At 36.1% G+C, this 11970-nt stretch carries 14 protein-coding genes; 10 read left to right on the top strand and 4 right to left on the bottom strand.

What is annotated here, in order from left to right; genetic code table 11:
- Nucleotides 1-110: 110 nt before the first annotated feature.
- The 3 genes from dhaT (at nt 111) to BTA34_RS07230 (ending at nt 2373) form a co-directional block, all read left to right on the top strand.
- Nucleotides 111-1274 (top strand): 1,3-propanediol dehydrogenase, encoded by a 1164-nt coding sequence (dhaT, locus tag BTA34_RS07240; protein ID WP_151435065.1) that lies wholly within the window; start codon nt 111-113, stop codon nt 1272-1274.
- Nucleotides 1275-1408: 134 nt separating this feature from the next.
- The gene (locus BTA34_RS18345; RefSeq protein ID WP_265576294.1) at nt 1409-1819 is read left to right on the top strand and encodes a hypothetical protein; all 411 of its coding nucleotides are present in this window, start codon (nt 1409-1411) and stop codon (nt 1817-1819) included.
- 260 nt (nt 1820-2079) lie between these two features.
- Nucleotides 2080-2373 (top strand): hypothetical protein, encoded by a 294-nt coding sequence (locus BTA34_RS07230; RefSeq protein WP_151435064.1) that lies wholly within the window; start codon nt 2080-2082, stop codon nt 2371-2373.
- Between the two features lie 103 nt (nt 2374-2476).
- Here the strand turns inward: BTA34_RS07230 and tehA are convergent, their stop codons facing one another.
- Nucleotides 2477-3463 carry a dicarboxylate transporter/tellurite-resistance protein TehA gene (gene tehA / locus BTA34_RS07225; protein ID WP_151435063.1) on the bottom strand — a complete coding sequence of 329 codons (987 nt, stop codon included), beginning with the start codon at nt 3461-3463 and terminating at the stop codon, nt 2477-2479.
- A gap of 248 nt (nt 3464-3711) precedes the next feature.
- Between tehA and osmB the strand changes: the two genes are divergently transcribed.
- The 4 genes from osmB (at nt 3712) to BTA34_RS07205 (ending at nt 5684) form a co-directional block, all read left to right on the top strand.
- On the top strand, nt 3712-3933 hold the full coding sequence (gene osmB, locus BTA34_RS07220) for an osmotically-inducible lipoprotein OsmB (protein ID WP_006536908.1): 222 nt from the start codon (nt 3712-3714) through the stop codon (nt 3931-3933).
- Nucleotides 3934-4188: 255 nt separating this feature from the next.
- Complete coding sequence (gene ydfG, locus BTA34_RS07215) at nt 4189-4938, top strand: bifunctional NADP-dependent 3-hydroxy acid dehydrogenase/3-hydroxypropionate dehydrogenase YdfG (protein ID WP_151435062.1); 750 nt, start codon at nt 4189-4191, stop codon at nt 4936-4938.
- A 100-nt stretch (nt 4939-5038) separates the two neighbouring features.
- A complete protein-coding gene (locus BTA34_RS07210) occupies nt 5039-5395 on the top strand; it encodes a DUF1283 family protein (RefSeq protein ID WP_151435061.1) in 357 nt (118 codons plus the stop codon).
- A gap of 52 nt (nt 5396-5447) precedes the next feature.
- Nucleotides 5448-5684 (top strand): DUF1161 domain-containing protein, encoded by a 237-nt coding sequence (locus tag BTA34_RS07205; protein WP_151435060.1) that lies wholly within the window; start codon nt 5448-5450, stop codon nt 5682-5684.
- 353 nt (nt 5685-6037) lie between these two features.
- Here BTA34_RS07205 and bioD read toward each other — a convergent pair whose 3' ends face one another.
- The 3 genes from bioD to BTA34_RS07190 form a co-directional block, all read right to left on the bottom strand.
- A complete protein-coding gene (gene bioD / locus BTA34_RS07200) occupies nt 6038-6709 on the bottom strand; it encodes a dethiobiotin synthase (RefSeq protein WP_151435059.1) in 672 nt (223 codons plus the stop codon).
- 196 nt (nt 6710-6905) lie between these two features.
- Nucleotides 6906-8117 (bottom strand): ROK family transcriptional regulator, encoded by a 1212-nt coding sequence (locus BTA34_RS07195; protein ID WP_151435058.1) that lies wholly within the window; start codon nt 8115-8117, stop codon nt 6906-6908.
- Between the two features lie 128 nt (nt 8118-8245).
- A complete protein-coding gene (locus BTA34_RS07190; RefSeq protein ID WP_151435057.1) occupies nt 8246-9160 on the bottom strand; it encodes a LysR family transcriptional regulator in 915 nt (304 codons plus the stop codon).
- 125 nt (nt 9161-9285) lie between these two features.
- On the opposite strand from BTA34_RS07190, the gene BTA34_RS07185 reads away from it, so the two are divergent.
- The 3 genes from BTA34_RS07185 to tus all read left to right on the top strand — a co-directional run bounded on the left by BTA34_RS07185 (nt 9286) and on the right by tus (nt 11968).
- On the top strand, nt 9286-10572 hold the full coding sequence (locus BTA34_RS07185; RefSeq protein WP_151435056.1) for an MFS transporter: 1287 nt from the start codon (nt 9286-9288) through the stop codon (nt 10570-10572).
- 110 nt (nt 10573-10682) lie between these two features.
- Complete coding sequence (locus BTA34_RS18340) at nt 10683-10838, top strand: hypothetical protein (protein ID WP_265576292.1); 156 nt, start codon at nt 10683-10685, stop codon at nt 10836-10838.
- A gap of 200 nt (nt 10839-11038) precedes the next feature.
- Complete coding sequence (gene tus / locus BTA34_RS07180) at nt 11039-11968, top strand: DNA replication terminus site-binding protein (protein ID WP_151435055.1); 930 nt, start codon at nt 11039-11041, stop codon at nt 11966-11968.
- Nucleotides 11969-11970 lie beyond the last annotated feature (2 nt).

Below are 11970 nucleotides of genomic sequence, written 5' to 3'. Positions count from 1 at the left end.
TCGATTCAACTCATTGATGAGCTACCTCTCTTGACTTAATAACCAATGGGGCGAGAATGCACTAATACTTTAATTTATCTGAATAATAATCTGATATTGGAAGGTTTATCATGAGCTATCGTATGTTTGATTACTTGGTACCGAATGTTAACTTCTTTGGTCCAGGTGCTATCTCTGTTGTTGGCGAACGTTGCAAATTATTGGGCGGTAAAAAAGCCCTGCTGGTAACAGATAAAGGTCTACGAGCAATAAAAGATGGTGCTGTAGATAAAACTATCGGTTATCTAAAAGAAGCGGGTATTGATGTTGCCGTATTTGATGGCGTTGAACCTAACCCCAAAGACACTAATGTACTTGAAGGTCTTGCAATGTTCCGCAAAGAACAATGCGACATGATAATTACAGTGGGAGGCGGTAGCCCGCACGACTGCGGTAAAGGTATCGGTATTGCAGCCACTCATGAAGGTGATCTTTACAATTATGCAGGTATTGAAACACTCACAAATCCACTTCCTCCTATTATTGCAGTAAATACCACTGCTGGTACAGCAAGTGAAGTTACTCGCCACTGTGTTCTGACCAATACAAAAACTAAAGTTAAATTTGTTATTGTGAGCTGGCGTAACCTCCCTTCTGTTTCTATTAACGACCCACTGTTAATGATTGGCAAACCCGCAGGACTCACAGCCGCAACAGGTATGGATGCGTTAACTCACGCAGTTGAAGCTTATATCTCTAAAGATGCTAATCCAGTCACTGATGCTTCAGCTATTCAAGCAATTCGCTTAATTTCTCGTAACTTACGCCAAGCCGTAGCCTTGGGAACAAACCTGAAAGCCCGTGAAAATATGGCTTATGCTTCATTGTTAGCTGGAATGGCATTTAATAACGCTAACCTTGGTTACGTGCATGCAATGGCTCACCAATTAGGTGGTTTATATGATATGCCACATGGTGTCGCGAATGCGGTGCTATTACCACATGTACTGCGTTATAACCTGATTGCTAATCCAGAAAAATTTGCAGATATCGCTGAATTTATGGGTGAAAATATCACAGGATTATCCGTGATGGATACTGCAGAGCGCGCTATTGCAGCTATCGCTCGCCTCTCTACGGATATTGGTATTCCTCAACATCTAAGGGAATTGGGTGTGAAAGAATCTGATTTCCCATATATGGCGGAAATGGCACTCAAAGACGGTAATGCATTCTCTAATCCTCGTAAAGGTAATGAAAAAGAGATCATTGAGATTTTCCGTCAAGCCTTCTAATTTTTCCTAAATGATAAATCCGTCAGTATTATTCTACTGGCGGATTTAAGATCACGCCTTTTCATCTTTTGTCACATCAAATATAATAATACGTATAAATAACAAATAAATGCTAACTCTAACAAGGTAGTTTAATGAGTAAAAGTGGCAAAAATCATACAAAAGAAAAAATAACACAACGAAACTTATTGGAAAAAAAGAAAAATCACCCTGTTCGTCTTTTTATAAAAAGTTGGGATTTCTGGGGTAAATCATTTCTTAGTTTTTTTATTTTTATTCCAATTGTTTATTTTTTAAGTGATAGCGGCACTAAACATATTTTAATTATTATTTATAGTTGTATCTGTATCCCCTTACTTCCGTTCGCTAAAAAATGCAGTGACGACATATTTCTTCATTACTTTTCAAAAGACATTTTCGATGAATATATCAATGGCGGTGGAGCCAAAGGTGGCGGTGCATTATATCTAATGGTGCTAATCCCATTGATCATACCGTTAGCAATAGGATATTTTGTCTATCAAATTAAAAAGTATAGGAAATAATTAACGTTTAGATATCTTTTTAATACCAAACTTGAATTATCCCCAAACGTTATTATTCTCAGAGTTTCTTTATATGTGGATATATGTAATAAGAAACTTATAAATGGCTAATTAATAACTTTGCTCTTTTTATATATTCACTTAGCCATTTTACCCATATATGTATTTATCTATTTTTATTTATCGATATAATCTAAAAACTGATTTTTATAAAAATATCATAACTCATTGTATGCTTTATTTGACAAGGAAAATAAATAATGAAAAATAATATGATGTCTTTTACTTCAGCATTATGTTGGCTAAGTTTTTGGTTTGGTGCTGTTCTTGTTGGTAGTTCATGGCTATATGCAAAATTACAAGAAAAGGTATTTTTAACAGGGTTAGATAAAGGATTTTTAGAATTAACCTCACCAGATAGCACTGTAGCGTTAATGCTATCTATTGGTGTTATGATGATTGCACTCGGCTTGATTTATGTTCCTTTATATTACTCAGCGATGTTTATCGGTAATACCGTGGCTATTTTAAGTAGAAAGCCGATTAGAATTTAATTCTAACTTAATGCACTTTTTTAAAATTTTATTAAATTATCTTTCGACGTAAAATAAAAAGAGCCTAAATAATCTTGTTTAGGCTCTTTTTTTTCTATGGTTATTAAAGTGCCTTAGAAGGACAACATAATTGTTTTAGTCCTCTAAAAAGCCATAATAACGAATGCCAAATCAGTAGTAATATAATTAAATTAGCAAAGATAAATAGTGCTGTTGAGAGTAACTGCATAAAATGGCTATTAGCTATCATACTCATATTTAATGATGCCTTTGCTAATGCAGAGACTCCAAAGGAAAAGCTCCAAAATGGTAGTGAAAATGGCTGTTTAATAAACCAAGGGATTAATCTCACCATAAATAAAAGTTGTAATAGACCATAGCCTAATAACATTTTAGCGAAAAAGTCGATATGATTATCATTAATAGCCAAATAAGCACTGCAAGCCACTAAAGCCGGCGCTAATTGAATACCAAAGGATAGCCGTGATTTTTCATCCATTACCCCTTCACTACGTATTCTTTTTAAAATAGCAGGTTCTAAACTTAACCAAGAAAATACGCCAGCACCAAAAAATAAAATACCCAAATCATTAAATCCGAATGCACCACATGCCATGGCACAGATAAAGTTATTCGCCACTGTCGGTAAATATAATACGGGTGTAGTGGCCATTTTAGGATATTCGCCCTTCCATTGATAACCAATCAGCCAACTGGAATACGCTAACTGAGCAAGCGCACCGAGGATAAACAATACAAGAGAGAATAATGGTAAATAAGGGTTTAAACCTATTGATACTAAGACTGTTGTTGCAGGAAATAAACTCGTAAATCCACTGGCAACCGGATGTTTAATTTCATCCAGAATAGCATATCGATGAAATAACCATTTACCCAATAAAAATAGCGTAAGCGTTAACCAAACCAAGCAACCTACACCAATAAATATTTCACCGATAAAAGACGGATAGTGGTGCTCTTTTGCTGCATAGCGCCATGCCATTCCCGTACCAATCATTCCTAATACAACACCAAAATAGCCCGAGGCGAATTGCGAAGAGAGTGCTTTTAATTTATTTAGCAATATCATATTGTTACATTAACTCATATAAATGACATAGTTACATAAATGACATAGTTACATTGATGCTTTTCTTATAAGCATCAAATAATAATATAAATAATAAAATTTATTTTGATTTAATGCATTTAAAATGTATGTTATCAGCATTCACTCATTTTAAGAGTTTTCACCCCTTATGTTCCCGAATATTCTGATGCTCGTATAAATACGATAACGATATCTTTATATTGTCCTTTATATCGGAGTTTATAAAAATGAATATCACGTTAAAAAAGATTGGAACACTGTGTGTCGCTTCTGTTCTGCTTTTTTCTCTTGCGGGTTGTTCTAGCATGACAAAACGCGATCGTAACACAGCAATTGGAGCCGGTGCGGGTGCCATTGGTGGCGCAATTTTAACTGACGGTAGTGCATTGGGCACCATTGGCGGTGGTGTTTTAGGTGGCGTTATTGGTCACCAAGTCGGTAAAAAATAATTGATATTGTCTTCTTTGACTAGGCTGGGTTTGTTGCACAATAAACCCGGTCTCAGCGTTGTTAATTGCTCTGTCTAACCCCCTTTGTCTTACAGTTGAAAACAAAAATCTGACTTATTATTAAAGATAAAAATCTTTCATATAAGAAAAGGATCTTGTTTTTAGCCTGATTTATCGCAAAGCCGCTTTTTAAACTTGACTCTTTCTAGTGATAGCCTTTTACTTTCAATCATTATAACTATCGAGGGTAATTAAATGATTATTTTTATCACGGGTGCTTCTGCTGGCTTTGGTGAAGCCATTGCTCGTCATTTTATCAGCCATGGACATAAAGTTATTGGTACTGCTCGTCGTTTGGATAAACTGAATAACTTGCATAAAGAGCTAGGTGAACAATTTTATCCATTACAGCTAGATGTTACAGATAAAAAAGCAGTCAGTGAGATTTATACACAATTACCTGAAAAATGGCGTGAAATTGATGTGTTGGTTAATAATGCAGGATTAGCCCTAGGTTTAAATACCGCCGATAAAGCCAATCTTGATGATTGGGATACGATGATCGAGACAAATAATAAAGGTCTGGTACATGTCACCCGCGCTATTCTTCCTTTTATGGTAGAAAGAAACCAAGGTCATATTATTAATATCAGTTCAACAGCAGCGTCTTGGCCTTATATGGGCGGAAATGTTTATGGTGCGACCAAAGCGTTTGTTAAGCAATTTAGCTTAGGATTACGTGCTGATCTCCAAGGTAAAAAAGTCCGCGTGACCGATATCGAGCCAGGGCTTGTTGGTGGTACAGAGTTTTCATTAGTTCGTTTTAAAGGCGATAGTGATAAAGTTGAGCAAACTTATGCTAATGCAAATGCATTAACACCTGAAGATGTAGCAGAAGCAGTATATTGGACAGCAACATTACCTGCTCATGTGAATATCAATACATTAGAAATGATGCCGGTGAGTCAGTCATTTGCGGGGTTAAGTGTTCATCGTCAAAACTAAATACACTGAAAACACATTTTTTATTAAGGTATCAGCTATAATGATTAAGATATAATAGTCATTGAGAGTAATAGCTACATAACTTTAGAGGATAGCAACCATGATAAACACACTAACTAAGAAACAAGTCATCAGAACCATGGTGTTCTCCTTATTTCTTGGTTTATCAGTGTCTTCTTTTTCTTCTGTTGCCGCTTCAACTAATGTAACCATTAATGGCAATGGCTATGACAATGTCTTAGATAAAGAACAAGCTCGACAAATGAAAGAAGACTGGGATCAAAAGCGTGAGCTTCGAACCCAAATCAATCAGCGGGAAAAAACCGAATTTAATAAAATAGATAAAGCCATTGATGAGCGAGATGCTTGTCTGAAAAGCGCGAATGTCTATGCATATTGGGAGCCTGAAACTCGTCGTTGTTTAGACAGTAATACTGGTCGCCCTGTTAATCCGTAAGAAAATAGTGTAAAACAATGATGTTTACTCCATAAAACAAGGAGAGAATGATATGAAAAAATATGTATTTGCAGTAATGGCCACACTAGTTGCATTTGCACCTTTAGCCGCGAATGCGGGTTGTGATGAAGTAGTTGAGTCTATTCAACAAAAAATCGTTAATAATGGTGTGCCAGCCGCTAACTTTACTTTAACTGTCGTTGAAAACGATCAAGTTGCACAAACAGAAGGTAAGGTTGTTGGAACATGCGAAAATGACAGTAAGAAGATTGTTTATACTCGTCATTAATCTATAGTTGATAAAATCATATCGACTAATCCTGATATAGGTTGATAACTTTTCAGGTATAAAACGCCCGATGAACTTTATCGGGCGTTTTATGATTTAATGATAAGTGTGAGTATTTTCATTATAGATCTGCATGGTATTTCAACGATTTTATCTGATCCGATCTATCTTATTTAGTCTTAATATTGAGTGCGATTTTTATCATTATTTATGCTTGAGACTAAATCAGAAAAAATAAAAACACCCAATGAATTTAATCATCAGGCATTTAAAAGTAACAAGTTTGGTATCGTTTAAAAACAGATAGCAATCCACTTCGTTACTTATTGATATTTTCTCTTTTATATTCTCTCTTAAGCAGGTACGGCAATTCCTAACTGACTTAAATCGAGGTAACAAGAGAGATCACGTTCTTCAGGACGTAATAAATACGGGATTTCACCAATCAGCGGTGCAGGAATATGCTGAGATAGCCTTTCCACAATTTTCGCGTAATAAGGTAATCCTGGATTTATTCTGTTCGCAACCCAACCTACTAATTTAACACCATCATTGATAATAGATTGCGCTGTTAATATTGAGTGATTGACACAGCCTGGTTGAATACCAACAACCAAAACAACTGGAATTTGTTCTTTCACCACCCAATCAGAATAAAAAGTATTATCATCAAGAAGGTAACGCCAACCACCATTACCTTCGATAACAACACACTCTGCTTTTTTACTTAAATTATCTAGCTCATTTGAAATTTTATTAAAATCGATTTCATTTTCACTAACATAACAATTATCAAGCAAAATAGGATTAATTTCGTCGTAGCGAACTTCAACTGGCGATGAATTATGAATAATCATAGCGTCACGATTACGTTCACCATCAGCCGTTTCATGCAATTCTGTTGCAATAGGCTTATAACCCACTGCCGTTGACCCGCCACGATTTAATGACTGAAGAAGTGCTCGGGTTACAACAGTTTTACCCACGTTGGTATCTGTCCCCGTAACAAAAAAGCGTGTTAACATATAATTTACTTCCGTTATGACAGATAAATCAGGTTCATAAAAAATGACAGAGATTAGAGTTTAGGGTAACACTGTTTCTGGTGGCTTGAGGTAGCTCAATTTTTTAGTTAATTGCTCAAAAATAGAGAATTCGTTAATGATCAATTGGCGCATTTACGCATACAAAACAGTTTTGTTACGTTTTATTTAGCTTAATTTAGCCTTGCATTAATTCAATTAACAAAGAACCGTTATACAGCGCTTCTTTCACTAAAGATGCGGCTGGCAATGTGCCTTTATTTCTTAATTCTGTTTCTTCAATAATGAGTGACTTTGCATAACGAGGCATGACGTGATCTTGGATATGATCCAACATCAAAGGAAAAAGCACTGATTTAGCACGACACAAAGGTGAACCAATTAATATTTTTTGTGGATTAAAGATATTGATCATCACAGCCAAAATAAAACCTAATCGCTGAGCGACTAAATTTACAATTTCAAGCGCGGGTTTATCGCCAACTAATATCGCATCACACAATGTCTCAACGGTTATAGGATATTTGTTTAGCAACGAAGTGGGATCTTCTTGAGCTAATAATTGGGCTTTCTTAATTAATTGAGGAATAGCAATTTCTGTTTCTAAACACCCTTTTGCCCCGCAATAACAGCTATTTTGAGAATCGATAACTTTAGTATGTCCAATTTCGATGGCACTATGGCTGTTAGAATGTAATGTTTTTCCATTGTTTATCACGCCAGCACCAACAATATCATCGATAACAATTTGCAGAACGTCTGAATTGTTTTTTGCCGCACCATATAAAGATTCCGCCATTGTCCATGCAGTTACGCTATGCTGTAAAAATACAGAAACACCTGTTTTTTCATGGATTTTATCGGCAAGTGGGATGTCTTTAATATCATAATAAGGCGAGCTATAAATAACACCACTAATGGGATCAACAATGGCATTCATTGTAATGCTAATTGCCGTCAATCTTTCAACATGAGATTGATAACGTTCGAAGAATTTATCAATTGCAATTAAAAAGTAATTAAGAAAATCAGCGCTGTATTCTTTGGGGAAATCGAATGTATCTTCAGTAACCAGTTTGCTATCTAATTCTCTTAAACTAAAAAGTAAACTGCCTTTATTGACACGGATACAGAGAAATTGCCAGCCTTGGCTTTCTAATTTTAATCCGACAGCGGGTCTGCCGCGAAATCCCACATCAGGGAATTCCGTTTCATGAATAAGGTGTGCTTCGACTAATTCTCGCGTAATCTTTGTAATACTTGCCGGTGCAAGCTCTGCCTTTTTCGACAATGAAATACGAGAAATGGGACCATGTTCATCAATCAAGCGAAAGACTGTGCCAAGATTAAATTGTTTTACGTGATCGATGTGACTAGGTTGGTTCCCCATTGAATGCATCCTTAATTAAAGAGCCATAATTAATTCGAGGCTCCAAATAATTCATTACCGATTATGTCGTCAATTTGTGATAATTGTACAATACTTACATAAAAAGCGTGATCAAAAACACATATAAATCAAGATTTTTGGTGATCTAAGATATTTTTCAATAACAATTGCGTTAATCGATTCGCCGCCGCAGGAATAGCGCGTTTATTATGTGAAACTAACCAAACTTCAGAGAATACCTGAGTATTTGCAAAGTGTAGATAGTGCACGCCATCGACTTTCATTCGCGTAAATGATTTTGTCACAATAGAAATACCAAGCCCTGCGGCAACTAGCCCTAAAATCGTCATCGCTTCACCCGCTTCTTGTGCGATAGTTGGCGTAATTCCTGACAAACTAAGCAGTTGAATAATTTCATCATAAAGTGCCGTACCAACATCTCTTTCAAAGAAAACAAAAGGATATTGCCCAATATCTTGAATATTGACCCCTGTTTCTTTGTAAGCAAGCAGTGGATGCCCTTCATAAACCGCTAAAATAAAAGGTTCACGAAACAATAGCTGGTGGTGCAAATTTTCAGGTAATGTCGTGTTTCGCATGATCCCCAGATCAATACGCCCCGTCAGTAACGGTGATATCTGTTGTTTGGTATTCATTTGATGCATATGAATACCGACTTCTGGATAGTTTTCTCTAAACTGCCGCAAACTCAAGGTGACTAAATGCATAAAAGGTGTTGTTGAGGTAAAACCAATTGAAATCTCACCTAATTCACCTTTTTCCATTCTAGCGGCGCGCGTCGCGGCTGCGTTGACCTGCGCCATAATTTGATACGACTCTTTTAAAAACATTTGTCCTGCGGGTGTTAACGAGACTGAACGGTTTGTTCTCTCTAAAAGTCTTGCGCCTATTTCGCTTTCAAGTGTTTGTATTTGTTGGCTTAAAGGAGGTTGAGAAATATTCAATCTTTCGGCTGCTTTACCAAAGTGAAGCTCTTCTGCAACAGCAATAAAGTAACGCAAATGTCTAAGTTCAATATTCATATTTCTCTCATATTGTTATTGATACTTTAAAAGTCTTATTCTTAATGATTAATATATTAGACAAAAAAATCAAATATTTCTAACATTGACATAAATCAAATTTAAGTAATGGAAGTTTAATCAATATGGATACTCACGAAATAGACAGTAAAGGTATGCGCTTAAACACTGATATTTCAGACAATACATCAAGTATAAAAAAGCCTGCTCAACGCCAATCTAACCCTAAACACTATATTCAACGTGATGATGCACTGTATATAAAAGTGACAGTGTCATTTTTTATGGTCGGTTTAGCGACATTCGCCTTACTCTATTTTGTGCAACCCATATTGCCAGTGTTATCGAACGAATTTTCCGTCAGCCCTGCAACCAGTAGTTTAGCGCTCTCACTTTCAACCGCTTTAATGGCATGTGGATTATTAATTACAGGTCCACTTTCAGATGCCTTTGGTCGTAAAAATGTCATGGTTATCGCACTGTTTTGCGCCGCATTTTTTACATTATTAAGTGCGGCCATGAATAGCTGGACAGGCATTTTAATTACGCGAGCTTTAGTGGGGCTTTCATTAAGTGGCGTTGCAGCAGTGGCAATGACGTATTTAAGTGAAGAAATTCATCCTGCTTATCTCGCATTATCAATGGGTTTATATATTAGCGGAAACTCTATTGGTGGAATGAGCGGACGCGTTATTACAGGGGTACTAAGTGATTATTATTCTTGGCGTTTATCCGTTGTTATTCTAGGTATTTTTGCCCTATTTGCTGCGATTACTTTCTGGAAGATATTACCTGCTTCACAGCACTTTAGACCGACAGCATTAAAACCTCGTAATCTTCTTATAACGACTAAATTGCATTTTAGAGATAAAGGGCTGCCTTTGTTATTTATTGAAGGTGGCTTATTAATGGGTGGTTTTGTTACTTTATTTAACTATATTGGCTATCGTTTATTAGATGCGCCCTATTCATTAAGTCAAACAACTGTGGGTCTGATTTCTATTGTCTATTTAAGTGGTACTTATAGCGCATCTAAAGCTGGCTTATTAACCACTAAATACGGTTTAGGCAAAGTCTTTATTGCTGGGATTTCAATGATGCTAATTGGCATATTGATTACCTTGATTGAATCACTACCCGTTATTTTTATTGGGATGCTTATCTTAACGACAGGTTTCTTTGCTGCACATGCAGTCGCAAGTAGTTGGGTTGGTCGTCGCGCTAAACGAGGAAAAGCCCAAGCCTCTTCACTTTATCTTTTTACTTACTATGCGGGCTCTAGCCTTGCCGGTACAGTGGGTGGATTATTCTGGGTGAGTTTCGGCTGGCTTGGTGTAGGGTTATTTATTGCCCTATTAATGACCATCGCACTTATAATCGCATGGCATTTAAACAATACGCTTAATAATTAATTATCTAAGTTAATAAAAGATGATACGTATTTGATAGTAAAGGATATTGATTGTACTCCTCTCCTTTTCTACGATGGTGATGGTAAACCAACCATAAAAAAAGGATAAATATGATGATATATTTAAAAAAATTACTTATGGCATTTTCCATTTCTCTTACTTTCTTTCTATCAACAACAGCGATTGCTGCTACTGAATGTCCGCCAACACACCCTGATTGTGGCGGTGATGTATGGATACAATCTCCAATAAATTTGGCTTCTTAATATCGCTTAATTTTTAATATTTAATACCTTTTTTTCAGAAAATTATCATAAAAATGACCAAACCTACAGTATACTGTACATAAACACAGTATACTGTTTTTTTGGCATTTTCCCTACTAGACGATGTACTTTTCACTGAAGCTAATGTATTGTTTTAAACAAAGGCTTGTTGTATGTTGTAACTAAATAAGGATATTAAGATGAATCGATATGATTTAATCGAGCAGTTCAATCTCTGTTTTCAGCAATTAGAAATTGAAATAAAAAAGCTAACGGATGTGTTGAAAAATTTAACTTTATTGCCATCAGCAGTATTTGAATTGCCTGAAGTGAGCAAAGAAGAGGAACATGATGAGGTTGTTCGCGTTACAGTGTCACCTTACTATGATGATGAAGCTAGAGATCTCACTTTAAAGCTAATGGCGAATCTTTTTATTTATGACAATGCCCCGCACATCAGCAGTAAACGTGCTATTCGGTTACCCGGAGCGCTCTGCTTTAGTACTGATAACCAAATATTTAAGTTTGTAAAAAAACAAGTTGAGCAAATTAATTTATTAAAAAAACAGCTTTCTGATATTGTCACTAAAGAGTCTGGTATCTCTAAGGAAGAACGGTTTGACTTCGTCCATAACCAACTAAAAGGCTTAATTACACTTAATGCTTATCGCACTATTACCCTACTGTCTGATCCAGATACAGTGCGTTTTGGTTGGGCGAATAAGAATATTATTAAGAATTTAACGCGTAATGAGGTATTAACGCAATTAGAGAAAAGCCGTGAAGCCAATCGCGCAGTTCCCCCTTATACCAGTGAACAATGGGCAGAACGTATTGAGAAAGAGATCATTACCCTTTCACAATTACCTGAGAATGCAAAATTAAAAATAAAACGCCCTGTAAAAGTGCAACCTATTGCGCGTGTTTGGTATTCAGAACTTCAAAAACAAGTGCAGTATGCATGTCCCTTGCCTTTATTGGCTTTCTATATTGATAAAGAGAGCGACTTTAAACCTGTTATTGGCGAACTTCCTGATTATGATGCCGATAACATTCAAATTCGCCATCGCCCTAAAGCTAAAAAGCTGGAATTAATTATTCCAAGGATGCACTTGTATCTTGAAAAATAACG

The organism is Proteus sp. CD3, from assembly GCF_008808075.1.
Lineage (GTDB): Bacteria > Pseudomonadota > Gammaproteobacteria > Enterobacterales > Enterobacteriaceae > Proteus > Proteus appendicitidis.
The sequence above is the reverse complement of the archived record's forward strand: the minus strand, read 5'-3'. Positions and strand labels throughout refer to the sequence as shown.

Excerpts from the sequence above, each read along its gene's own strand:
- dhaT (WP_151435065.1), top strand. The coding sequence starts at position 111 with ATGAGCTATCGTATGTTTGATTACTTGGTACCGAATGTTAACTTCTTT.
- BTA34_RS18345 (WP_265576294.1), top strand. The coding sequence starts at position 1,409 with ATGAGTAAAAGTGGCAAAAATCATACAAAAGAAAAAATAACACAACGA.
- BTA34_RS07230 (WP_151435064.1), top strand. The coding sequence starts at position 2,080 with ATGAAAAATAATATGATGTCTTTTACTTCAGCATTATGTTGGCTAAGT.
- tehA (WP_151435063.1), bottom strand. The coding sequence starts at position 3,463 with ATGATATTGCTAAATAAATTAAAAGCACTCTCTTCGCAATTCGCCTCG.
- osmB (WP_006536908.1), top strand. The coding sequence starts at position 3,712 with ATGAATATCACGTTAAAAAAGATTGGAACACTGTGTGTCGCTTCTGTT.
- ydfG (WP_151435062.1), top strand. The coding sequence starts at position 4,189 with ATGATTATTTTTATCACGGGTGCTTCTGCTGGCTTTGGTGAAGCCATT.
- BTA34_RS07210 (WP_151435061.1), top strand. The coding sequence starts at position 5,039 with ATGATAAACACACTAACTAAGAAACAAGTCATCAGAACCATGGTGTTC.
- BTA34_RS07205 (WP_151435060.1), top strand. The coding sequence starts at position 5,448 with ATGAAAAAATATGTATTTGCAGTAATGGCCACACTAGTTGCATTTGCA.
- bioD (WP_151435059.1), bottom strand. The coding sequence starts at position 6,709 with ATGTTAACACGCTTTTTTGTTACGGGGACAGATACCAACGTGGGTAAA.
- BTA34_RS07195 (WP_151435058.1), bottom strand. The coding sequence starts at position 8,117 with ATGGGGAACCAACCTAGTCACATCGATCACGTAAAACAATTTAATCTT.
- BTA34_RS07190 (WP_151435057.1), bottom strand. The coding sequence starts at position 9,160 with ATGAATATTGAACTTAGACATTTGCGTTACTTTATTGCTGTTGCAGAA.
- BTA34_RS07185 (WP_151435056.1), top strand. The coding sequence starts at position 9,286 with ATGGATACTCACGAAATAGACAGTAAAGGTATGCGCTTAAACACTGAT.
- BTA34_RS18340 (WP_265576292.1), top strand. The coding sequence starts at position 10,683 with ATGATGATATATTTAAAAAAATTACTTATGGCATTTTCCATTTCTCTT.
- tus (WP_151435055.1), top strand. The coding sequence starts at position 11,039 with ATGAATCGATATGATTTAATCGAGCAGTTCAATCTCTGTTTTCAGCAA.